The following is a 22,293-nucleotide window of genomic DNA, read 5'->3' on the forward strand; positions in this document are numbered from 1 at the left end:
AGTAATACCCATGGTTCCGCCAAATACTACCTACTCACCGATTTTCTCGTCCGGAGCAGGTTTTCTCTCACCTGTCAGGGGTTCCGTCTCTCCAGCATAGTATTTGGCCAGCTCCACCATCATGCTGCCCATCCGCTCCTCGCGCGGAGCTACCACACGGGGAACTCCCGCTTCAAACAAGCCTTGCGCTGTGACTTTGCCGACCGCCACAGCGATGACAGGGCCCTGCAGCGCCTCCATCAAGGCTTCCCGTTTTCCCTTGCCAGCTGCATGCTCCATCAGAAACCGGACCTGCGGGCCGCTCGTAAACGTCACGGCATCCAGCCGCCCTCCGATTAGGTCCGCAAGCAACAGATCAAGTTCCTCGCGCGGCGGAGCGATATGCCGGTACGGAAGAATTTGTCTGCAAGAAGCCCCCTGCTCTTCAAGCCAGGATACCAGTCTGGGGGCAGGATCGCCATGAAGCTGTAAGATAACGTCCTTCCCTTGGAAATCATGTTCCGCCAAACCGCGAATCAGCCCTTCAGTGCTGCCGTCGTCATCCCTTACAATCGGGGTAAGCCCACGCTTCTTCAGTACATTTGCCGTCTTGTATCCTCTCGCGGCAATGCTGCTGTTCTGAAGGATATTCCGCCAATCCTCGGCAACTCCCATGTCCTCGGCCATATCGAACAGCGCGTCGATTCCCATCCCGGTCGTAAATATCGACCAATCCGGCGGATGGGAGGCCCAGGCAACGAGGCCGTTCCTCAAATCCAGATCCTCCAACAGCACGGTCCCCTGGGCGGGTCTGTATAAAGGAATGCCTCCCATATTTTCGACCAGTTTACCGAGCTCTTCCGAGCGGCGCGGGCCGGTGATGGCCACTCTTTTCCCTTCCAATCTTCGTGCCATGTATTCCCTCCTATTCAAGGTCTCTCGCGGCCTCTTTCTGTCTCTTCCCGATTAAGCCTTCGCCAACTTAAGTCAATCTAGAGCTTCTGCACCTTGAATTTCCCGACCAGTTCCTGAAGCTTTACGGCCATCCGGGACAATTCCGCTGAGGAAGAGGCGATTTCATCAATGGAGGCAAGCTGCTCCTCGGCCGCCGCCGAAATGGTTTGTGTGTTTCCGGCCGACTCTTCGGCTACGACGCGTATGCCGCTTATCGATTCGGTAACTTTTCCGGCGCCGGCAGCCAATTCCTGAGACGATGCCAGCACGCCCTCAATCTTATCGGCGGTTCCCCGGACCGCTTTGCGGATCCGCGAAAAGGAACGGCCGGACGTATCCACTGCGATAATTCCTTCTTCCACGCCTTGCTTGGCGTTCTCCATCGAATTCTGCGCACGGCGGACCTCCGACTGGATGCTGCCGATCAATTCTTCGATTTGGTGGGCCGACTTTTCCGACCCCTCAGCCAGCTTGCGCACTTCCGAGGCCACAACGGCAAAGCCCTTTCCTTGTTCCCCGGCTCTGGCCGCTTCGATGGAAGCGTTCAAAGCCAACATATTCGTCTGCTTGGCGATCCCCGTGATCACCTCTACGATGCCTCCGATATTCTCCGTAAGCTCGCTTAACGTTTCGATTACGGTTCCCAGCTCTTCGACGGTATGCTGGATGTGCTCTATTTTCTCAACGACGCTGATTACGGAGGAATTCCCCTCCTCAGCGACCGCCGTCGTCCGCTCCATGGTTTCTGTAAATGTCCGAATATGCTCGGAAATGACAACGGCCTGACTGGACATCTCCTCTACGCCCCTAATGCCGGTTTCGATATTATTCATTTGCTGCTCGCTGCCTGCCGCCATTTCCTGAATCGCAACGGTGACGTCCTGAATCGCTCTCGTCGTTTGCCCCGCACCGGCAGAGAGCTGTTGCGCCGAAGCGGATACCCGGTTCGTTGTTTCGTGTACGCTGGTGATCATATCGTTCAAATTATCGACCATTCGCTGCACATGATTACTAAGAATGCCGATTTCATCCGATCTGTTTAACCCATCGACCCGTTTCGTTAAATCTCCCTGACTGATTATCCGGGTTGATTCGCCCAACCGGTCCAGCGGAACAGCGATGCTGCGGATCGCAAACCAGGCCGCCGCTGCCGCTACTACCAGCGAAACGCCTGCAATGATCAAGGTCCTTCCTTCCATCTCACTCGAAATCAGAAACTCCAGTAAAATCGGAACCAGGGCGGCAACAACAGTAGACACTAGCAAGGTGATTCTGACGCGTTTTTTCATGAATACAGATCCCCTCTTCAAAAATCTTTACAAGTTTACCTATTTCGACATCTTCGGCTTCATTTCCTTTAGAGTGGACCCGCGTAATCCCCAAAAACTAGGATATGTATCAGCTTTAATAAAAATGAAGAGCCGCCCCCAAGCCGCATGCTTTTGGGACAGCCCTTTTGTATTTTCATCATAACATTGCCTATCCGCACGAACCCCGCCGCTTGTTCTCAATCCGCCAAACGGTAACCTACCCCTCTTACGGTTGCAATATATATCGAGTTTACCGCGCGGTCTCCGAGTTTCTTTCGCAAGCTCTTAATGTGAACGTCAACGATATTGCTGCCGCCCAGGAACGAGGTTCCCCATACTTCCGTAAGCAGTTCCTCCCGCGATAGAACGGAGCCTTCCCGTTCCAGCAATTTTACCAGCAGTTCATATTCGGTCTTGGTCAGTCCGATCTTGGCCCCGCTGCGGTATACGGCCATTTTGTTGCGATCGATCCACAGATCCTTGAAGATTGCCGGAGAAGTCCCGGTCATCAGACGCGATGCCGGCGTCCGTTGGCCTCCGTTGCGGATAATGCGCTGGGCATGATAGTTAATCTCTCCCGGACGCGCCGGCCATACGAGAAGCTCTTGATTCATCATTCCTTGATCCAGCTTCGGAAGGAGTGTCTCATTAACCAGCAGCAGAGACGGAACATTGCCCGCATCCTGTACCAGCGATTTCACGAGAGCCGCTTCCTCCGGATCTTGAAACGGAGTCAGGTCGAAAATCAGCAGGTCCGCCGTTTGTGCGTTGCGAATTCCTTGCTCCCAATGATGGAACACCAGGACGTCGAAGCAGTCCTCGGACAAATCGCGAACCAGTTCGTGAATTCCTCCGGGAAACGGACTGACCAGAATTACCCGCTGCGTTACCGGACACATTTCCCGGCCGTCGAAATGGTCCAGGACATCCTTGCCGCTTTCCTCCGGCCGTCTGAACGGGGTTACAGTTCCAGCTTGAACGCGCCCCCGGGTCTTCACTTCTTCTGCCGACACGATGGACACACCCCCCCGAATACGACATGGGCATGATGCACGTCATACCCGGTTTCTTTGGCAACCGTACTGCTCCATTCCTCGGGCACCTGGGACATCACCTCGTCCACCCGTCCGCACACTTCACACAAAATATGCTGATGATCATCCAGCTTGGCATCGTAGCGGCTGGCCGCCTCGCCGAGCTTCAATTCGCGGATCATTTCTTTGTCCGCCAAATATCGAAGTGAATTATATACCGTTCCATATGCAAAATTGTAGCCTTGCTCAACCAGTCTGTTCATGACCTCAGCCGCAGTCGGGTGATCGTCGGCATTCCGAACGACGTCATAAACGGCTTTGCGCTGGGTCGTCAAATTTAAGGATTTCATATATTGGATCATTCCTTTAATGACTATTTTAGACTTAGTATAAGTCTTAATTCATGAATAGTCAATTTTACTTCTTCAATGTAGGCTTGCATGTTAAGGCGTTTATTTTTTCATACTAAAAAAAAGGAGGGGGTTCCGTTGCTGATCAAAAAATACCTGGTCACCCTAATATTCTTATCGCTTGGCCTTGTCTATGCGATCTTTGTGGACGTTTTGCTCGGGCAGCCCTGGTATACTTTCTGGAAGAACTTTAACTATGGCATGGTGACCTTAACCCAAAAATTAACGCTGGCGACCTTGATCATATTCATGATCGTACCGGATCTTCACCGTAAATTCATGAGCAAAAGGAGCAGTCATGCCCAGGCCGATCATTCTTCCGATTTTAACTCAAACACAGGTTCTAATTCGGATTCCGGTCACCTTCCCGACTCTGAGCCACGCTCCGACCCTGCCTTTTTAAGCGAAACTTATAAACAAAGCCGGCAAGAAACAGGATCAAAGGAATAACGACAAAGAATACAGGATCCACTCTGTACAGAACTTCTCCTCCCTTGGTCAGATGATCGCTGAAAGAGCGGGAAATCATCAGGGAAAATAGCAAAATGACTACAGCAACCGGATACAGCAGCTTCCTGTACGGGATCTTGAAAATATCCGACATTCCGATGACCGCCGCATAATAAAACAAGCTTATTTTGAAAAATACGCCGATAATCAGGATCATGACCACCAGAATATCGGTGCGCTGTATGAAGTCCGCAATGGAGGCTTTCCCGATCATCGTCAATAAAGGGAAGACCGACCTTTCGGTTATATCGACGCCGAGCACAGCAATCGTAGACGCTATGGCACCCGAGAGGGTCAGTCCCGATAATAGGATCGCAAGATACCCTGCCTTCACCCCCCCTTTTTTGTTGCTTAACGACGGCATGACAGTTACGAAGCAGATGACCTCCGCAAACGGAAATTGATAATTTTGACGGTACACGGACACAAATACATCCCTGACTCCTCCGCCAAGAATCGGTCGCAACCGATTGAGATTCATAATATCCGAAAAAAAGACCACCAGTACGATAAAAGCCCCGATCACCATGACGACAATCAAAAATATGAATGCCGTACGAGCCAGGATCTCGACTCCTTTATGAAGCGCATAGGCTACCGTCAGAATCATCAATAAGTTGATAATCATGAGCGGGGTCTCCTTCAGCGCAGAAGCCAGAACCAGTAATCCCCCATCCATCAAATCCCGGGAAGCCTTATGCAGAAAAAACACCACATAAGCGATGCCGACCGCCGTTCCGAGGTATTTTCCGAGAAGCACTTTGCAATAAGAAGTGGGCTGCATGTCCGGAAACAGCTTATTCAGATTGGCATAAACGGCAAACAGCAAGCTTCCGGCAGCCATACCGACCAGAATAGCCAGCCAGGCATCCCTGCCGGCCAATATCCCCACGTTTACGACCAGCGCAGTCCCCATCTGAAACAGCACCATCAACGAAAAAAATTGTAAAGAGCTGATTCTTGTCTTGTCCATGGCGGCGACATCCCTCCTTCTTTATTTGCTCTTGATGTTGTACTTGTAGGAACGGTCCCTCATCTGAGTATTGCGGATTATAGACTCCACCTCACACCGGACCTCGATTGTCGGATAAATCGCTTCCCATTGACCGCTGATTCTCGACCAGACTTTGGGGTTCTGACGTTCTATCTGTTGTCCGAAATAAAATATATCGCTTTTAAGCCCCTGGGCTTTTGCTACCGCGCCCTCGAGCTTCGCAGCGATGACCTTGTTCGCCTTCTCCTCGATCTTCGCCAATACGCGCGGATCCCGTAAATCGGTCGATGTCCCCGCCTCGCGAATCGAAATCTGCGGCTTCACCCTTAATTGGATGACCGGCTTCAGCGGATTGGAAATATCCACTTTCGTTGCCGTGCTTGTTTCAAAAACATCCATTGTGATCTCTTCATGGTCTGTTTCATCCTTTACAACTACCACCGTTTTCTTCATCTTGTTCATGGCCCATACGAGGCCTTTGCACTCTTCGAGATCCATCCAGCCCACTAATTTATCGCCCTTGAATATGGCCATATCATCAATGATGACGACTCCTTGGGCATTCGTTCTCTCCAAATTGCTCTTGTCCCCCGATTTCTTGAGATCCCCCAGGATATTCAATCCGTTCATAACCGGCCCCCCTCCAGGAGCCAGCAAACCCCGGATCACATCGTCAATCTCGAGGGAAAAATTAGCCCCCAGCTCATTGGCAGCCAATTCCGTTTTCTGAACCAGTGCATAGGCGGTAATCCTCCCGAGCGGGGTAATCGCCGAGACAATATCAAGCGCTCTGGTCCCCTTTCTGGCGACATACAATTGGGTGGACAATCTGAGATCCGAATCCCGATCGAGAAAATCGACAATGCCGGAAATGCCCTCCCTGGCAACTTCCTCGGATATTACTACCATCCTGGTTTGAGCCGTTGAAATTAGGCGCGGCACTTTCAGCGATATATTTCGCATCGCTTCCACCACGCTTCGCCCGGAAGCACTGTAGACCGAAGTAGGGGTCCCCCCGCGGCCGATTTTTCCAGAAATCTCATCCGCAATGATAACCTGCAGCGAGACCAGAAAGCCTTCCTTGGAACGGTCAATGCCAATGCCCGAAACAATCGCTCTTCTATTCAGTTCCCGGGCATCCCAACAACCCGAAGTGATGATTAAAAGGAAAGCGAGCACCATTAACAAAGCTGTCCTCGTCCGTTTCTGTACCATACGTTACCGCTTCTCCTTGGGTGAGATTCGAGCTTGAAGCAACTTGCTTTTACTGCCGGTTCCCGCTTGCCCCTTCTTCCTGACCGGGCTGTCCGAGCGGTGCAATTTCCTCGGCTTTCTCGATGTTGGTCTTGTGGTTGCCGATCTTTCGGGAACGGTTGTTTAATGTCCAGAACGGCAATCTTAGAATCGTATCCTTCTGACTCTGCATAACAAACGGGCTGAGCGGAGCCAAATAAGGCACTCCAAAAGAACGCAAGCTGTTCATGTGCGCCACGAGTGCAATGAGTCCGAGCGTAATACCGTAGAAGCCGAACATGCCTCCCAACACCATGAAACAAAACCGGATCAACCGGCCGGCAATCGATAGATTGTAAGCCGGGAGCGCAAAACTGGCGATACCCGTGAGCGCAACGACGATAACCATGACCGGCGTGATGATTCCCGCCTCCACTACTGCCTGTCCCAAAATCAGCGCACCCACGATCGAAACCGTTTGGCCGATGGCTCTTGGCATTCGGACGCCGGCCTCCCGTAGAATCTCAAAGGCGACTTCCATTAGCATCGCCTCGACAAAGGCCGGAAAAGGAACCCCCTCCCTCTGCGCCACGAAGCTGATCAGCAGGAGGGAAGGGATCATTTCGTAGTGAAAGGTAGTCAGTGCAATATACACCGAGGGCCCCAACAAAAGAATGATGAAGCTGATATAGCGGATAAGGCGCATCAAGATCGTGATGTCATAACGTTGGGCATAGTCTTCGGGAGATTGAAAAAAGTGGGCAAATACGGTAGGGAGAATCAGTACAAACGGAGTGCCGTCCACCAGGAGTACGATTCTGCCCTCCAGCAGGTTTCCAGCCGCGACGTCCGGCCGTTCCGTATTGAACACTGTCGGGAAGGGTGTAAACGTCTCATCCTGGATAAATTCCTCAATATAAGCGGACTCCAACACGGCTTCAATCTTTATGGCATGAAGACGCCGCTTCACTTCCTCCACCAGATTTTCGTCCGCCAAACTTTTGAGGTACATAATCCCCACATGGGTATGGGATACGGTTCCAATCTTCATTGTTTCAAGCCACAGGTCGGGATTTTTAATCCGGCGGCGGATGAGCGAAATATTGATGCCGATCGACTCGACAAAGCTATCCTTCGGCCCACGGACGACGAGTTGGGATGAAGGCTCGGTCACTGCGCGCCACTCCCCGCCCGGGGTGCTGATCACAAGCGCTTTTTCGCAGCCTTCCAGTAAAATAACCGTATCTCCGGATAAGACCGACAACAGCATATCCTTCCAATCCATGTGGATTGAGCAATCCCCCGAAGCGAGCGCCTCATTTAAAATCATCTCCATCAGGCGGTCAGGGTCGGTGACAAGGTTCGGGTCAGGTTTAAATTCGATCAAGGATCTCATTACTACGTTGTTTATCGTTCTTTCATCGCTGAGCCCGTTAAGAAATACAACGGCCGCGTCAGCCTGACGGGAGGCGGGCTCCCCGATTTCAAATTGCCGGATGACGATATCAGGGCTGTTCCCCGATTCTTCCCGGATGAGGTCCAGCATGCTCTTCAGATGTCCCGAAAATGCCCTTGCATCGGAAGAATTTATGTTTTTCCCGGAAACTTCAGATTTCAGCGAATCTCCGTTCTGCGCGTTCCTGTTTTGCTGGCCGGTCCGGCCGCGGGACCGATTGCGTATCATACTAAGCAGCTCCTATCCATATCGAATCCTGATCCCAGTATCTGCTTTTCATTCCTTTTTCATGCGAAGGCCCCTGACCTCGTTTCTTATCTCCTTGCAGTGGTAATAATGAGACAATAAACCAACAAGGAGGACCCTCTTATGAACAGCAGTTCGTTCACCTCTCCCGGACTTCCCCGATATCCGGAATCGCTGTGGAGAGAAACATCGTCTTTCCCTTCATTTCCCGCGCTGAAAGAGGACATTCAGGCCGATGTCCTTATCGCAGGAGCCGGAATTACCGGAATTACCTCGGCCTATTTGCTTGTAAAAGCAGGATTTAAGGTGGCCGTCGTCGATGCGGGTAAAATCCTGGACGGGACGACCGGATATACCACGGCGAAAGTGACCGCCCAACACGGACTGATCTATGACCAGCTGATTTCCCATTTCGGGGAAGAAGGAGCCCGGCTGTATTTTGAAGCTAACCGGGACGCCCTCCGCTTTATCGGAGAAACCGTTCGCGAGCATGATATCGACTGCGGCTTTACTAAGGAAGACGCCTACTTGTATGCAGATTCGGATGATCAGTTACAGCAGCTTGAAAAAGAGTGGGCCGCTTATGAAAAGCTGAATCTGCCGGGAGAATGGTGCGATACGATTCCGCTTCCGATTGTAGTCAAAGGAGCGGTCAAAATGCCGGATCAGGCCCGGTTTCACCCGCTTCAATATTTGAATACGCTAGTCGACTATGTAATCAAGCATGGCGGCGATTTCTATGAAAATACGACCATGGCCGATTCCGCTGAAGAGACCGGAGACGGAAAGCTGCTGCTGAAGACGGAGTCGGGCGTGACGATTACGTGCAGGAGCGCTATTTCAGCCTCGCATTTTCCTTTCTACGATGGGGGCGGACTCTACTTCACCCGGCTTCATGCCGATCGTTCCTATGTCGTAGCGATCGAACCCGAAACTCCTTACGCCGGGGGAATGTATATCAACTGCGGCAATCCGAAGCGATCGCTCAGAGCCGCCGAGCTGGACGGCAAAGAAGTGATTCTGGTCGGCGGGGAATCCCATAAGACCGGACAAAGCGATTGTACGATCAAGCACTACGAAGAGCTTGAGAAATTCGGCGGCATGACATTCGGCGCGAAGAGCGTTCCCTACCGCTGGTCCGCCCAAGATCTGGCGACCATCGACCAGGTTCCTTATATCGGCCCCATCACCGCCAGCCACCCGCATATTTTCGTAGCTACGGGCTTCGGCAAATGGGGCATGACCAGCGGCACATTGTCCGCCTTGCTGATTTCCGACCTGATTCAGGGCAAAGACAGCCGGTATGCCGAGCTATTCACCCCTTCCCGTTTCAAAGCTAATCCCGGAATCAAGAACCTGGTCGTACAAAATGCCAACGTTGCCAAAGAATTAGTATCCGGCAAAGTTGACATCGTCCATCGAAAAGTCGAAGATCTCATGCCGGATCAAGGTGCAGCCGTCAAGCATCTGGGCAAAAAAGCCGGCGCCTACAGAGACCCCGAGGGAAACATCTATCTGGTGGACACCACCTGTACGCATATGGGATGCGAATGCAAATGGAATCCGGCCGAACGCTCCTGGGATTGTCCTTGCCATGGCTCCAGATTCGACTATACCGGCGCCGTGATCGAAGGACCGGCTACGGAAGATCTGCCCCGGCTCAGCCCGCAGTACGGAAGCCGGGAATAGAAACTGCGCGTGGAATGAGCGGCTTCATATAGCGATTGGATTAGGGTTCATCCCCTTTTCCAATCGCTATTTTCATGTGGGAACAGCCCATTTTTAGAGGAACGCAATTCACTATGTTGCATTAATCAGTACTGTATGATACTATCTATTCAGCAATACTAATCAATATTCAGTACTAGAAATTAATAAACGGCGAAAATGAGGCGATATCATTGGATATAAGCGTCCAATTTAAGAAAGGCGCCTTGGAATTATGCGTGCTGGTGCTAATCCATGAGCGTGACCGCTATGGATATGAGCTCGCCCAATCCGTGTCCCAGCATATCGAGGTTGCGGAGGGAGCACTCTATCCCTTGCTCCGGAGACTCGTCGGCGAGGGCTACTGCACAACCTATCTGCAGGAATCCACGGAAGGCCCGCCGCGTAAATATTACAAGCTGACGCCCGAAGGTGAACATTATATGAAAAAGCTGGTTATCGAGTGGAAGCAATTTGTAAAAAGCGTATCTAATTTAATCGAGAGAGGAAGCCGCTTATGAATAAAAGTCAGTTTTTGGCGCAGCTTCATGACCATCTTTCGGTTCTGCCGCCGGAAGAACGAAGCGAACTGATGGAAGATTACGAGGCACATTTCGCCTTTGCCCTGCAAAACGGTAAAACCGAGGAAGAAATTGCGCAGGAGCTGGGAAATCCCTCCGAGCTGGCCAAAGAAGCCATCGACGGACGCTTTGCCCCCAAAGAACCCGTATACTGGTTTAATCCGGCCAATCCAGAGCCGGCCCCCATCCAGACGCCTGTCAGACAACAGCCTGTGAAACGGCGCGGCGGAGCCGTAACGACGATGGTTTATATCGGACTGTTTTTCCTGAACCTGATTCTCGTTCCTCTATTAATCTCCTTCTGGTCTGTCGGAATCGCTTTGGCCGCCTCTGCTCTGGCAGGATTACTCAGTCCGCTGGCAGTCGTGCTTGATTATTTCGCAGGTCATGGATATTTTGCTGCAAAAACCTACGCTACGGTAGCCCTGGTGGGTGTGGGCATTTTTCTCGCCATTGCCTCGCGTTATATTTTTAAAGCGCTGGTCCTGATCAGCGTATCTTATTGGAGATGGAATGTACGGGTAGCCAAAGGAGGAGCGGGACATGAATAACAAAAGGTGGTCTTTGCTGGCCATTATTTTAATCATTATCGGTTTTGCCGGGATGGCTTATCAGAGCTTTAATTTTGGGGATGAGGATCCTTATCACGAGCAAAAATGGACCTTGGAAGCATTGAATTCTCTAACGGTAGAAAGCGAATATGATATCGATGTCGAGGTCATTGAAAGCACGAACGGAACCAATTATATCGAGATTCGCGGCAACATGGCCGAGGATACGATCAACAGACTGAAAAAAACAACTGTGTCCGGCCCGAATGTCAACCTCGATCTTTCGAGGTCAAATAAGTGGAGTTTTATGGTCATCAACTTCCAATCCAGCAAGCAGCATATGACCGTGGCCTTAACCGATCCGGCCATGATCGATCAAATTAACTTCAAGCTGCACTCCAATAGCGGACAATTTAAAGGCTTGAGCGCCAAAAATATTGAGCTGACGACGTCTTCGGGGAACTTGACCGCTTCTTCCATTACCTCCGAGCATTTGACGATGAAGGCGACATCCGGCAATTTGAAGGCTTCTGAGATTAAGGGAGAAACCGAGATCAGAATCGGCTCGGGCAATGTAAAAGTGGAGCAGATCCAAGGGAATCTAACCGCCCACGGAACCTCGGGCGAACTTTCTGTTGAAGACGCGGAAGGTGCGATCGATGCCAAGTTAAGCTCCGGCAATATCCGACTCAAGAATTTCACCGGGGATGGCGTGATCAAGAGCACGTCCGGCAATATTACATTGACCAACCAACGCTCCGATTCACTGGACATTTCCCTTACCTCCGGTAATATCACCTTAAGTGCAGACCCTGAATTCAAAGGAATTTATGATTTGAAGTCCTCGACCGGCAACGTCAAGGCTCCCGACTCTCCGATGCAGACCCGGGATGTGATCAAAGCCAGAACGACGTCGGGAAATATAAAGATTCAATAAGAACGAACGACCCTCTGGTCGCGTAAATAAACAAAAGGGTTAAACCGCGGCGAGATGCCGGGTTTAACCCTTTTTGCAATGAGGTTTGTTCTATATTCGTGCAGCCTGTATCAGGCGATTTCCTGTGCTGTTTCTTGCGCGATCGCTTCGCGGTAGGACTGCAGGGAATAGTAAATGACCGTATCCATCATCTGCCGGTCCGTATCAGGTACAAGCTTCATGGCATACTCCCAAGCGTTCTCTTCGATCCGCAGGGCGATTCTCTTCCGTTCCAGCTCACTGTCACAAATATCGAGGCGGTTCGATAATTCAGCCAACATGGCATCTTCCGCATGGCCGAGCTCATGAGCGAAGACGATCCGGAGCAATCGCTCGCAACCGTCAACCGAGCCGAACAGTGTAAGGCACTGCTTCTTAATCTCTCCCAGATACATCGTCACCGAGTGATCCGAGAGGCTGTACTTGCCGCCTACATTGCGGCCCCCCGGGAACCGGGACTTGATATGGACGGAGACCTCGCTGCCTGACACTTCCAGCAATTCATCAAGGATTTGCTTCGCTGTTGTTCTTTCCAATTAGGCTCCCCTTACTTCATCATAGATTGACACTGCGCAGCCGCTGTGGCGAAACTGCGTTTTTGGCCTAAGAATGATTATAAAGGAAAAGAATGGGGAAATAAACAACAAACCAATCATTACCCGAAAAAATCCAGGCTCAAACATTACAATAATGTGAAATTTTTCTTTTTGTACGATTACTTGATTTTTCCATAGCCAGCACATATACTTTCAATATCTTGTTTTACGAATGGAGGTGGGTAGAAGTGGATCGCAAGTTTGCGTGGAGTCGAATTGGCCAACTGCCGATGGCAATGTTTGGCAATGTTCATGCTGAATTCCGTAACGGGATAAGTCTGTCCATTTTTCCAAATTCGATATCCATAACTAATTGCGAAATGCCGCTCCTACCCTACCTCACGGACTGAAATTGTACGTGTGAAGAAGGCTGCAGGTTTTTCCTGCAGCCTTCTTTTTGTTACGGCTTTAGCCAGTTGAGCTCGCGAAGCGTGCGAAACAAAAAACCACCCGCTATGCGGGTGGAGGGATCGAAGGTTTGACCACCAAGACCATTCCGATAAAATTGAGATGTTCAGGCTCAACAATGAAAGGAATGGTCTTAAATGGCAAACAAGAGCTATAGTCTAGCTCACACGAAGTGGATGTGCAAATACCACATTGTGTTCACCCCGAAGTATAGACGGAAAGAGATCTATAATCAAGTAAGGAAAGACTTAATCGAAATTTTCAAACGTTTATGTAAATACAAGGGGGTAGAAATAATAGAAGGCCACATGATGCCAGATCATGTACATATGTTAGTAGCGATACCCCCAAAAATCTCAGTATCTTCATTTATGGGATATCTGAAGGGAAAAAGCTCGCTGATGATATTTGAGAAGCATGCCAGCTTGAAGTATAAATATGGAAACCGGAAATTTTGGGCAGAGGGATACTACGTCAGCACAGTAGGCTTGAATGAGGCCACTGTCGCTAAATATATACGTGAGCAAGAAGCACATGACCAAGCAATGGATAAACTGAGTGTGAAAGAGTATGAGGATCCATTCAGCAGAAACAGTAACAAGAAGAAGTAAACCAGTTTAACTGGTAAGTGAAAGTGACAAAAACACTGAGCCTGAACAATTTTATTGTCAGGCTAGCGTCTTTAGGCGCAGTTTGGCAACAGGGGGTTATACCCCAAGAGCAAACCACCCGTTGGACGGGTGGTTATGATTCTCCGAAAAGGTACGGGCGGACGGCATTGGCCGAAGGAGATAATTACGATGATGATTCAATGTGCCCATATTCAAAAATATTACGGTGCCGAACTGGTGCTGACCGATGTATCGTTCGAAATCAAAGAAGGCGAAACCGTCGGACTGATCGGGCGGAACGGAACCGGCAAAACGACGCTGATGCGCCTGCTTACGGGCAGCGAGGCTCCTGATCAGGGAGCGCTGATGATCCGCAAAGACGCGGTGATCGGCTCCCTCGCTCAAATCCCCGATTACGGCCGGGAGGAGACCGTATACCATGTGCTCCAATCCGCTTTCCGGCCGCTGCTGGAGGCCCGGGCGGAAATGACGCGCCTGGAAGTCGAGATGTCCTTGGCCGCAGCCGACGGACAGAAATCGGATTTGGAGCCGCTTCTCCAGCAATATGGACGGCTTCAGGAAAGCTTTGAGCGCGGCGGCGGTTATGAAATCGAGGCGGGAATCGACCGGGTGGCGGGCGGGATCGGCATCCCGAAAGACCAATATGACCGTCCCTTCTCTTCCCTGTCCGGCGGTGAAAAGACCAAGGTCGGCCTCGCCGTCATCCTGCTGCAAAACCCGGACATTTTGCTGCTTGACGAGCCGACCAACCACCTCGATATGGCCGCCATCGAGTGGCTGGAAGGCTTCCTTCGCTCATTTGGCGGCACAGTGGTCGTTATATCGCATGACCGTTATTTTCTCGATGCCGTGGCGGAAAAAATCATCGAAATCGAGGATGGCGAAGCGTTCACGTACCACTGCAATTACAGCAAGTACAAGGAAGAAAAAGAAACCCGGCTGCTCCAGCAATTCGCCGATTATCAGGAACAGCAGAAGAAGATCAAGAAAATGCAAGAAACGATCAAACAGCTGATCGAATGGGGCAACCGTTCCAATCCGCCAAATCCGGGATTCCACCGGCGTGCGGCCTCGATGCAGAAAGCGCTGGACCGGATGGTTAAGCTGAAGAAGCCGATGCTGGAACGCAAACGAATCGACCTTCAATTGGAGCAGGCCGACCGCTCAGGCAAAGAAGCGCTCATCCTCTCGGAGGTAAGCCAATCTGCGGGCGGACGGAAGCTGTACGAAGGTGTCTCCCGAACGCTGAGATACGGGGAGAACGCCGCGCTGATCGGCGGCAACGGAGCCGGAAAGAGCACGCTCTTAAAGAGCATTCTCGGATTGAGTTCCCCAGATGCGGGTGATATCCGGCTCGGTTCCCGGGTGGAAACCGGATATCTGGCCCAGGAGTCCGCTCCTGCCGATGAGGAAGGGACCGTGCTGCAATACTTCCGCGATGAGCTTGGAATGGAGACGGGAGAAGCGAGGAATCAGCTCGCCCGGTTCCTGTTCTACGGCAGCGACGTATTCAAAAAGGTTCGCAGCTTGTCCGGCGGGGAATGGACCCGGCTCCGCCTGGCGATTCTGATGTATAAGAAGCCCAATCTGCTGCTGCTAGACGAGCCGACGAATCATCTCGACATCGATTCGCGCGAAGCGCTGGAGGAGGCGCTGGAGGAATACCCCGGCTCCCTCCTGGCCGTTTCGCACGACCGCTACTTCATCAACAAAATTGCCGGCCAGGTCTGGCTGCTGGATAACGGACAGCTGTCCGTGACTGGGGGCAATTTTGACGACTTCCGCGCGGAGCGGCTGAAGCGGGAAGCCGCAGCCGAGGCCGCTGGCGCGGACAGCCAGCGGCGGGGTGCGCCGCGCGGCGATGACGGCGCGGCTTCGGGCAGGGCCGCAGCCGGAGCGCAAAGCGGCGGTGCCGCCCTGGCGCCTGGGGCGGGCGTTGCCGGCCCGGGGCCGGCTGCTGCGGCGGGCCCCGGCTCTGCCGCAGGCCGGGAGGCGGGCCGCCCGCCGAAGGCGCCGAATCCAGCTGCGGTGAGCAAGCTGGAGCGCGATATCGCCGCCGCCGAAGCGGAGCTGGCGGCGGTCGACGCGGCCATGCTGGAGCCGGAAGCCGCCTGCGACGCCATGCGGCTGACCGAATTGCAGGCCGCCCGGAATCAACTCCAGCAGCGGGTGGATGATCTGCTGGAGCAGTATTTTTCCTTGATCGAGTAAAGTAAAAGTCGCCTTACAGGAGACGAATTGACATGTACAACGATCAAGCGCTGAGGCGACGATCCGCAGCCGATTGCTGGAGCTGGCCGGGGAATTCTCCCCGGCCGCGCTGGCGGCCCAAAGCAATTCCGGCCTGAGGTAGACACAGGGCTTCAGCGTGCCGCGAAGTGGGTATACGATATGGAGGATCGGGAAGACCGGAAATGTTTACCAATGGGTTTCGCAACGCGGTCCATGTCGATTTCGGACAGTCGCTGGAGCAAAGATGCAGCGTGCCGTCTGAAACTTTATGAGCCTTCCAAGCGTTGAAGGATTGCATAAGCTTTTTTATGGATATAAACTGATATAATGGGTCTGAAAGGAAAATGAAAACATTCATGAAGTAAAGGAGTTGAAGAAATTTGTTCTCACCAACAGGAATGAGCCGCAGGGCCAGGGTTCTCTTGATCGGATTGATCGCCTTTACGGGCATTCTGTCCTGCATCATCGTCCTCGCGTACAACGATTATTTTCTGCTGGGAGATCCGGTGAATCCGAACAATGACGATGTAAAGTACATTCAAAGCTCGCGGCTGCTGCTGAATGAAGGAGTGCTGGCGTATAACACCAAGGAAAGGCCGTCCGCCTTCATTATGCCGGGGATGCCGTTTATGTTAGCCGGCTTCATGGCGATATTCGGTCAAGACCAAGGGGGCGTCATCGCTTTCCGGATTTTTCAATGCCTAGAACAGGCCTTATCCGTTTATCTGATCTTCTGGATCGGCAGACGCCTTTTCAACACACGGGTCGGTCTGATCGCCTCCATCATTAGTGCATTGTATTTACCCGATTATTTCTCTTCGGGCGTCATCTTGTCGGAAACAACCTTCCGGATGCTGCTGCTGCTTCTGGTATGCGTCACTATTCTCGCGCTGGAACGTAACCGGACGAGCCTGTACATACTGATCGGCGTTCTAACGGCTGCCGCCGCCTATTTCAAACCGCATGCGTCGCTATATCCCGCCGTATTTCTGGTGCTTTGGTGGAGGGACAAGCTCCCTTGGCGGCTCGCGCTTAAGTACATGTTTCTGATCGTTATCGTCTATGCGGCTTTGCTGACGCCTTGGTGGATTCGCAACTGGCTCACTTTCCACGAGTTCATTCTGTTTACCAACTCGGGAGGCAGCCCGTTCCTGCTCGGAACCCGGATACACGGGCAGCTGCCGCCGGCCGGATTCTTCGAGGCCCATCCGCAGTACGATCCGGAGACCTTGTTCAAGGGCTCGGACAGCACGGCGATTCAAAAAGGATTGGACGTCATCTCTTACGGTTTTAAACATGAGCCGCTGAAATACTTATATTGGTTCACTTTGGGGAGATGGGTGGAGCTGTACTTCCATCCCTTTTATTCGCGTCCGATCTGGCCGATCACCCGCCCTGTGATGAACGTCCTGCAAATTGCGCTGATGCTGGTGAATATGGCAGGGATCGTCTGGGCGCTGGTTAAATGCTCTTTCTCCCGCCTGCTGCCCCTGTGGTTGGCGATCGCCTATTTCACAGTCATTTACCTTCCGTTTGTCGCGTTCAACCGATACGGTTACCCTAACATGGCGCTGTTGATCCTGTTCGGTTCTTATCTGATCGAGCGTCTGCTGTCCAGATACTCCGGTTCGGACCGACTTGAAGCAAGGAGGTCGTCATCCCTATGAAAACGCTGATTATTATTCCTGCATATAATGAAGAAGGCAGCATTGCGGGCGTCATCCGGGACATTCGCCGTCATGCGCCCGAGGCCGACATTATCGTCGTCAATGACGGGTCGACCGACCGGACGGAGCAGATTGCGGAAGCCGACGGGGCCAAGGTGCTGACGCTTCCTTACAACGTCGGGATCGGAGGAGGCATGCAGACGGGATATCTGTATGCCCAGCGCATGGGATACGATATCGCGGTGCAGATGGATGCCGACGGGCAGCATCCCGCTGAGGAACTCCCCAAGCTGATCGCTAAGGCAAAAGACTATGACCTGGTCATCGGTTCGAGATACGTGGAGACGACCTCCTACCGCTCCTCCCGTCTCCGCCGGATAGGCATGGTGTTCTTCTCGGGCCTGGTCTCGCTGGTAACCGGCCAGCGCTTCACCGATACGACCAGCGGCTTCCGGGCTGCGGGCCGCAAAGTGATCGAGTTGTATGCCGACTATTACCCGATGGACTATCCCGAAGTGGAGTCGATCGTTTATTTGAAACGTAAAGGGTGCCTGATTACCGAGGTAGCTACGGAAATGCATGACCGCCAAGCCGGCAAATCCTCGATTACCCCGTGGAAATCGGTCTATTATATGATTAAAGTAACGTTAGCCGTATTGATGAGTGCGATCCGATACGACAGAACGGCGGTGTCCAAGCCATGATGATCTATGTATTGTCCGTCGTGCTGGCCTTCCTGTTTCTGCTTCTGGTGCTGGAATTGGTCCGCCGGCAAAAGCTCAAGGAACAGTATTCTTTGCTGTGGATTCTGTTCAGTGCGGTTCTGTTCATCGTTTCGTTTAACGTATCTTTCATCGAATGGATTGCAGCGAGGCTCGGAGTTAAATATGCGCCTGCCATCCTGTTTTTGTTTGGACTATTATTTTGCTTCGCATTCATTCTTCACCTGACGATCGTCGTTACGAGGCTCACGGCCCAAGTGCTGCGGCTGACCCAGGAATTGACGATTCTGAAGGAACGGGAGGCTCTCCATGGACAAAACGATTAGTTATCTCCTATTATTAGGCAACATAGTATTACTGGTCACAGGCCAGATGTTATTTAAAATCGGGCTGGGGCGTTCGGGCGGACTGCACTGGGGTAAACTTGTTACCTCACCGGCCGTCATCGGCGGCGTTGCGCTGTACGGTATCGCCACTTTGCTCTGGTTTGCGGTCCTCACGCGAATGCCGCTCAGCGTTGCTTACCCGATGCAAGCATTCGCTTACGTGCTGGCGATGATCCCCGCTTATTTCATGTTCAACGAAACGATCACGCCTACCAAGCTGGCCGGAGTCGCGGTGATTCTTTTCGGGGTGTATTTGCTGGCTAAATCATGAGGAACAATCGGGCAAAGGGCTCCACTTTGCTGTTGAACCATACATTAATCGCTGATCAGGACAACTAACTGGAAAACCTACAGTTATTTTTAAACAAAAGACGATTCCTGCACAATTAGCTGTAAAACCTGCAGTTAAACTTGGAGTAAAAACGCTGAATCAACCAATACGGTTGAAATAAATGCAGGTTATCCATCTATTTTGCGATAAGAGTGTATTCTCTTTAAATTAACTGTAGGTTTTCCTCTTTAATCAGCTAGGCTGAGTACTATTGTGCCGATTTACGTATACCGCACGTACTCACACTTGCTTCGATTACAAAACAACCGCCTGGACATAATAGTCCAGGCGGTTTCTTTTACTTGATATGATCAACTCTCAATAGAGACCAGCTGTTTGACGGCTTGATCCGTCTCTTCGATTCTGCGGACCATCGGTTCATTCTGGGCGGTCAGCGTATCTACGGTAGCCAGCAATTCCTGCAGCGTTGCCGAAGATTGCTCGATTACCGCCACAAAGTCGTTGACGGAATGTTCAATTTCTCCAGACGTTTTCTTCACGGAACCCGCTACCTCCGAAATTTCAGTCGCACCGACCGTCAGCTCGCCAACGCTTTTGTCGATCGAATCAAACGCCCGCTTCGTCTGATCAACAAGCTCCAGGCTCTGCTTCATGCTTGCCGCATTCTCCTCCAGCCGGATATGGGACACATCGGCTTGACGGGTAACATGTCCGACATTTTCGGTAATCTGTTTTGCCGATTCATTCGTAAGATCGGCCAGCTTGCGAATCTCGTTGGCAACGACCTCGAATCCCCGCCCTTGCTCTCCTGCCCGAGCCGCTTCAATACTGGCGTTCAGCGACAAAAGGCTTGTCTGGCTGGCAATTTCCTGAATCGAAGACGTCAGTTCGGCAATCTGATGAATGTTGGTGATCAATGCGCCGATTTCCGATTTCATTTCATTCATATTATCGTGGAACTGATCGATCGTTGTGGTCAACTGCGTGATTACTTCCGAACCATCCGCGGAAGCCTTCTTTGTCTCCATGACGGTCTCTACCAAATGAGTCATGGAATCCATCATATGACCGATCTTCAGGTTGGAGGAATAAATCAGATTGGATATTCCGCCAATGGTTTCCGTCTGAACGGCCGATCCCGTTGCCATTTCCTGAAAGGCGGTGTTCATTTCCCGGAATGCCTGTTGGCTATCCTGGCTGTTGACCCGAATCTCTGTAATGCTCTGGGAGATCGTTCGCGTGGCTTCAGCGGTAACCTTTTCACGATCCAGTTCTTTCGCGAGCATCTCCGTTGTGCTTTGGCTCAATTCGCCTACATGATTCAGCATCTTTCTGCTTAACCCCGACTGGGCGAGCAAAACCGCAGCCGAGACGATATAGTAGAACAAATATAATGAAAACTCTATGCCGGAATTAGGAACGTCTGACGGAGTCATAAAATAGGTAACAAGGAGAAGTACCAAACCGGAGCCGAATGCGGACCATACGACAATAGGTACGTTGTACATCAAGCCGATACTAAGTACGAAGAAGGCCGATAACCCTCCCGTTGCGCTGCCCCCGTTTTGCAAAATGGGAACCACGGATATAGCAAACATCCCCAGAACCGAGATTAATGAAATCCAACGTTCAAACTTTTTAGTCAGATGCCCAAACCATACTACCGCTACCAATATGACGCAAGGAATCATAATCGACGCGAACGCCGTACCCCCCGCACGTAATCCGAGTAGCATAATTATCGTTAATCCGACCGTAAAGGTAACCATCCAACAGATCATTTGATTTCTCTTGCGTAAATCCTGATAAATAAACTGAGTTTGATTATCCTGCTCCACCATACTCATTTCCTCCTGCCAGCATTATGTGTGTGATAATAAAATGAATATCGGCAGGACATGTCGAATCATGTAGAGTATTATCGAAAAATGTTGGAAAATATCCTGATATTAGAAAATCAACTTAAAAGTTCCCGACTTAGTCATACCAACGGACCTCATATTCGCAATGCTCATCCCCGCAGACATTACATTTCGTCTCACGGACGCTAACTTTTCGGTTCATAATCCGTCCCAGCGCCCCCTCAATAATCGCTCCCTCCAGGTCGCACACCTTCTTCTCCTCCAGAACGGGAAGTCCCTTGCAAAAACAATCGTCCACTACGATTTTGATCAAGCGTTCCTCCCGATGAGTTACGCGGGGCAATCCGATCTTTAGCTCGGCAAACAGATCCAACAATTCCTCTTCCGTGGACACCGGCAGGCTTTCACCAATTTTCCGGCCGATGGAGGCCGTCGTCCCTTTACCTTCCAGCGGCAATCCCTCACGCATTCCGATCAGCCGGATCGCCCGGAACAGTTCCAGCGGTACCTCTTTGCCAAGCCGGGTACGATCCACCTGTTTTAAATCGTCAAAATTAAATCCTTTCATCGTTGTCTCCTCCTGTCCTGTATAAAGCCTTTTATCTCCATAGCCGCTTCTCTACTACCAATTTGCCTTATTCTCCGATTACTGGCCTTGATTTAAGTCAAGTTTTGTCCCTTTTATTTGTGACTAAAATCACGAGAGCGACTTCCACCTGTTGGTAACTTAAAAATAAAGATATTTGTCGAGGTGATAACAAATGGCTTGTTTATTACACTCAAACGGGGCAGGACAACTTCCCTCCTGCCTCTCCCGCGTTTCGGTATTCAGTCAGCTTCGTCCCGAGGAATTCGAGCTTCTTCACTCTGTGATGAGATCCGGCCATTATGGCAAAGGGGAGAACATTTTTAAAGAAGGAGACCGCTCGGATTCACTCTTTGTTCTCAGCCGGGGGGTCATCAAATTGACCAAGCTTGAAGACAACGGAAAAGAACACATTATCCGGTTATTGTTCCCAGGCGACTTCTTCGGCCAATTTTCGCTGCTTCAGGAAAAACCTCATTATGCCAGCGCCGATGCGGCAGACGAGGCCGACATCTGCCGCATTCACCGCGCCGATTTCCTGGAGGTGCTGCGCCGCAGCCCGGATACGGCCGCCCGGTTCATGAGCGCGCTCAGCGGGCAGCTTGAAGAGGCCGACAGTTGGGCCGCCGTTCTTACGCTGCTTGAAGCCGACCGCAGGCTGGCTAAAATGCTGCTGTACTTCCGCAACAAGTCGGTACCTTTCTCCAACGAATTCAACCTGCCTGTCAGCAAGAAGGAGCTTGCGGGGGTGATCGGAGCTACCCCGGAAACCATCAGCCGTAAGCTGGGCCAACTGTCAAAGGGCGGCATTGCGGTGGTCCGCGGAAGAAAGATACGCATTTTGGATGAGGCCAAGCTGAGGAGTCTGGCGGGGGAAGCTTAGGAGCAGCAAACCCGGATTCTATAGTAAAAAAAGAGGCCGTCCCAAAAGCAGATCATTCATGACTTTTGGAACAGCCCCTTATTTTT

Annotated in this window: 21 protein-coding genes; 11 read left to right on the forward strand and 10 right to left on the reverse strand. The window is 51.5% G+C overall.

Annotated features, from left to right (window positions below; all coding sequences use genetic code 11):
• Positions 1-30: 30 nt before the first annotated feature.
• The 7 genes from NYE70_RS15735 to NYE70_RS15765 all read right to left on the reverse strand — a co-directional run bounded on the left by NYE70_RS15735 (position 31) and on the right by NYE70_RS15765 (position 8,108).
• Complete coding sequence (locus NYE70_RS15735) at positions 31-894, reverse strand: uroporphyrinogen-III synthase (RefSeq protein ID WP_290405469.1); 864 nt, start codon at positions 892-894, stop codon at positions 31-33.
• 77 nt (positions 895-971) lie between these two features.
• On the reverse strand, positions 972-2,222 hold the full coding sequence (locus NYE70_RS15740) for a methyl-accepting chemotaxis protein (RefSeq protein WP_290405468.1): 1,251 nt from the start codon (positions 2,220-2,222) through the stop codon (positions 972-974).
• 218 nt (positions 2,223-2,440) lie between these two features.
• Complete coding sequence (locus tag NYE70_RS15745) at positions 2,441-3,256, reverse strand: winged helix-turn-helix domain-containing protein (protein WP_244861351.1); 816 nt, start codon at positions 3,254-3,256, stop codon at positions 2,441-2,443.
• Complete coding sequence (locus tag NYE70_RS15750; protein WP_211022718.1) at positions 3,238-3,627, reverse strand: Fur family transcriptional regulator; 390 nt, start codon at positions 3,625-3,627, stop codon at positions 3,238-3,240. The genes NYE70_RS15745 and NYE70_RS15750 overlap by 19 nt, the downstream gene beginning before the upstream one ends.
• A 403-nt stretch (positions 3,628-4,030) precedes the next feature.
• Positions 4,031-5,170, reverse strand: a complete 1,140-nt coding sequence (locus tag NYE70_RS15755; protein ID WP_341046818.1) for a GerAB/ArcD/ProY family transporter — start codon at positions 5,168-5,170, stop codon at positions 4,031-4,033.
• Between the two features lie 21 nt (positions 5,171-5,191).
• Positions 5,192-6,406 carry a Ger(x)C family spore germination protein gene (locus NYE70_RS15760; protein WP_290405466.1) on the reverse strand — a complete coding sequence of 405 codons (1,215 nt, stop codon included), beginning with the start codon at positions 6,404-6,406 and terminating at the stop codon, positions 5,192-5,194.
• 49 nt (positions 6,407-6,455) lie between these two features.
• The gene (locus tag NYE70_RS15765) at positions 6,456-8,108 is read right to left on the reverse strand and encodes a spore germination protein (protein ID WP_341046819.1); all 1,653 of its coding nucleotides are present in this window, start codon (positions 8,106-8,108) and stop codon (positions 6,456-6,458) included.
• A gap of 141 nt (positions 8,109-8,249) precedes the next feature.
• On the opposite strand from NYE70_RS15765, the gene NYE70_RS15770 reads away from it, so the two are divergent.
• The 4 genes from NYE70_RS15770 to NYE70_RS15785 all read left to right on the forward strand — a co-directional run bounded on the left by NYE70_RS15770 (position 8,250) and on the right by NYE70_RS15785 (position 11,902).
• On the forward strand, positions 8,250-9,815 hold the full coding sequence (locus tag NYE70_RS15770; protein ID WP_341046820.1) for an FAD-dependent oxidoreductase: 1,566 nt from the start codon (positions 8,250-8,252) through the stop codon (positions 9,813-9,815).
• 212 nt (positions 9,816-10,027) lie between these two features.
• Complete coding sequence (locus tag NYE70_RS15775; protein WP_211022723.1) at positions 10,028-10,354, forward strand: PadR family transcriptional regulator; 327 nt, start codon at positions 10,028-10,030, stop codon at positions 10,352-10,354.
• Positions 10,351-10,965 carry an HAAS signaling domain-containing protein gene (locus NYE70_RS15780; RefSeq protein ID WP_341046821.1) on the forward strand — a complete coding sequence of 205 codons (615 nt, stop codon included), beginning with the start codon at positions 10,351-10,353 and terminating at the stop codon, positions 10,963-10,965. The genes NYE70_RS15775 and NYE70_RS15780 overlap by 4 nt, the downstream gene beginning before the upstream one ends.
• Entirely contained in the window at positions 10,958-11,902 is a 945-nt protein-coding gene (locus tag NYE70_RS15785) for a DUF4097 family beta strand repeat-containing protein (protein ID WP_341046823.1), read from the forward strand. Before NYE70_RS15780 ends, NYE70_RS15785 begins: the two co-directional genes overlap by 8 nt.
• 110 nt (positions 11,903-12,012) lie before the next feature.
• Here the strand turns inward: NYE70_RS15785 and NYE70_RS15790 are convergent, their stop codons facing one another.
• Entirely contained in the window at positions 12,013-12,477 is a 465-nt protein-coding gene (locus NYE70_RS15790) for a hypothetical protein (RefSeq protein ID WP_213653649.1), read from the reverse strand.
• Positions 12,478-13,082: 605 nt separating this feature from the next.
• On the opposite strand from NYE70_RS15790, the gene tnpA reads away from it, so the two are divergent.
• The 6 genes from tnpA to NYE70_RS15820 all read left to right on the forward strand — a co-directional run bounded on the left by tnpA (position 13,083) and on the right by NYE70_RS15820 (position 18,855).
• Positions 13,083-13,556, forward strand: a complete 474-nt coding sequence (gene tnpA / locus NYE70_RS15795) for an IS200/IS605 family transposase (RefSeq protein ID WP_213656720.1) — start codon at positions 13,083-13,085, stop codon at positions 13,554-13,556.
• A 189-nt stretch (positions 13,557-13,745) separates the two neighbouring features.
• Complete coding sequence (gene abc-f / locus NYE70_RS15800) at positions 13,746-15,788, forward strand: ribosomal protection-like ABC-F family protein (protein ID WP_341046825.1); 2,043 nt, start codon at positions 13,746-13,748, stop codon at positions 15,786-15,788.
• 401 nt (positions 15,789-16,189) lie between these two features.
• Positions 16,190-17,476, forward strand: coding sequence for an ArnT family glycosyltransferase (locus NYE70_RS15805; protein WP_341046826.1), 1,287 nt, complete (start codon positions 16,190-16,192; stop codon positions 17,474-17,476).
• Positions 17,473-18,180 carry a glycosyltransferase family 2 protein gene (locus NYE70_RS15810; RefSeq protein WP_290405459.1) on the forward strand — a complete coding sequence of 236 codons (708 nt, stop codon included), beginning with the start codon at positions 17,473-17,475 and terminating at the stop codon, positions 18,178-18,180. The genes NYE70_RS15805 and NYE70_RS15810 overlap by 4 nt, the downstream gene beginning before the upstream one ends.
• The gene (locus tag NYE70_RS15815) at positions 18,177-18,524 is read left to right on the forward strand and encodes a DUF2304 domain-containing protein (RefSeq protein WP_211022730.1); all 348 of its coding nucleotides are present in this window, start codon (positions 18,177-18,179) and stop codon (positions 18,522-18,524) included. Before NYE70_RS15810 ends, NYE70_RS15815 begins: the two co-directional genes overlap by 4 nt.
• Complete coding sequence (locus tag NYE70_RS15820) at positions 18,508-18,855, forward strand: EamA family transporter (protein WP_211022731.1); 348 nt, start codon at positions 18,508-18,510, stop codon at positions 18,853-18,855. Before NYE70_RS15815 ends, NYE70_RS15820 begins: the two co-directional genes overlap by 17 nt.
• A 371-nt stretch (positions 18,856-19,226) precedes the next feature.
• Here the strand turns inward: NYE70_RS15820 and NYE70_RS15825 are convergent, their stop codons facing one another.
• Positions 19,227-20,717 (reverse strand): methyl-accepting chemotaxis protein, encoded by a 1,491-nt coding sequence (locus NYE70_RS15825; protein ID WP_341046829.1) that lies wholly within the window; start codon positions 20,715-20,717, stop codon positions 19,227-19,229.
• A 136-nt stretch (positions 20,718-20,853) separates the two neighbouring features.
• Positions 20,854-21,306 carry a V4R domain-containing protein gene (locus NYE70_RS15830; RefSeq protein ID WP_211022733.1) on the reverse strand — a complete coding sequence of 151 codons (453 nt, stop codon included), beginning with the start codon at positions 21,304-21,306 and terminating at the stop codon, positions 20,854-20,856.
• Positions 21,307-21,610: 304 nt separating this feature from the next.
• Between NYE70_RS15830 and NYE70_RS15835 the strand changes: the two genes are divergently transcribed.
• Positions 21,611-22,207 carry a Crp/Fnr family transcriptional regulator gene (locus NYE70_RS15835; protein ID WP_247681842.1) on the forward strand — a complete coding sequence of 199 codons (597 nt, stop codon included), beginning with the start codon at positions 21,611-21,613 and terminating at the stop codon, positions 22,205-22,207.
• Positions 22,208-22,293: the final 86 nt, after the last annotated feature.

The sequence above is a fragment of the Paenibacillus sp. FSL R5-0407 genome (assembly GCF_038009185.1).
Lineage (GTDB): Bacteria > Bacillota > Bacilli > Paenibacillales > Paenibacillaceae > Fontibacillus > Fontibacillus vini.

What these genes read in the sequence shown, in the direction of transcription:
- NYE70_RS15735 (WP_290405469.1), bottom strand. Translation starts at nt 894, where the DNA reads ATGGCACGAAGATTGGAAGGGAAAAGAGTGGCCATCACCGGCCCGCGC.
- NYE70_RS15740 (WP_290405468.1), bottom strand. Translation starts at nt 2,222, where the DNA reads ATGAAAAAACGCGTCAGAATCACCTTGCTAGTGTCTACTGTTGTTGCC.
- NYE70_RS15750 (WP_211022718.1), bottom strand. Translation starts at nt 3,627, where the DNA reads ATGAAATCCTTAAATTTGACGACCCAGCGCAAAGCCGTTTATGACGTC.
- NYE70_RS15755 (WP_341046818.1), bottom strand. Translation starts at nt 5,170, where the DNA reads ATGGACAAGACAAGAATCAGCTCTTTACAATTTTTTTCGTTGATGGTG.
- NYE70_RS15760 (WP_290405466.1), bottom strand. Translation starts at nt 6,406, where the DNA reads ATGGTACAGAAACGGACGAGGACAGCTTTGTTAATGGTGCTCGCTTTC.
- NYE70_RS15765 (WP_341046819.1), bottom strand. Translation starts at nt 8,108, where the DNA reads ATGATACGCAATCGGTCCCGCGGCCGGACCGGCCAGCAAAACAGGAAC.
- NYE70_RS15770 (WP_341046820.1), top strand. Translation starts at nt 8,250, where the DNA reads ATGAACAGCAGTTCGTTCACCTCTCCCGGACTTCCCCGATATCCGGAA.
- NYE70_RS15780 (WP_341046821.1), top strand. Translation starts at nt 10,351, where the DNA reads ATGAATAAAAGTCAGTTTTTGGCGCAGCTTCATGACCATCTTTCGGTT.
- NYE70_RS15785 (WP_341046823.1), top strand. Translation starts at nt 10,958, where the DNA reads ATGAATAACAAAAGGTGGTCTTTGCTGGCCATTATTTTAATCATTATC.
- tnpA (WP_213656720.1), top strand. Translation starts at nt 13,083, where the DNA reads ATGGCAAACAAGAGCTATAGTCTAGCTCACACGAAGTGGATGTGCAAA.
- abc-f (WP_341046825.1), top strand. Translation starts at nt 13,746, where the DNA reads ATGATGATTCAATGTGCCCATATTCAAAAATATTACGGTGCCGAACTG.
- NYE70_RS15810 (WP_290405459.1), top strand. Translation starts at nt 17,473, where the DNA reads ATGAAAACGCTGATTATTATTCCTGCATATAATGAAGAAGGCAGCATT.
- NYE70_RS15815 (WP_211022730.1), top strand. Translation starts at nt 18,177, where the DNA reads ATGATGATCTATGTATTGTCCGTCGTGCTGGCCTTCCTGTTTCTGCTT.
- NYE70_RS15820 (WP_211022731.1), top strand. Translation starts at nt 18,508, where the DNA reads ATGGACAAAACGATTAGTTATCTCCTATTATTAGGCAACATAGTATTA.
- NYE70_RS15825 (WP_341046829.1), bottom strand. Translation starts at nt 20,717, where the DNA reads ATGGTGGAGCAGGATAATCAAACTCAGTTTATTTATCAGGATTTACGC.
- NYE70_RS15830 (WP_211022733.1), bottom strand. Translation starts at nt 21,306, where the DNA reads ATGAAAGGATTTAATTTTGACGATTTAAAACAGGTGGATCGTACCCGG.
- NYE70_RS15835 (WP_247681842.1), top strand. Translation starts at nt 21,611, where the DNA reads ATGAGATCCGGCCATTATGGCAAAGGGGAGAACATTTTTAAAGAAGGA.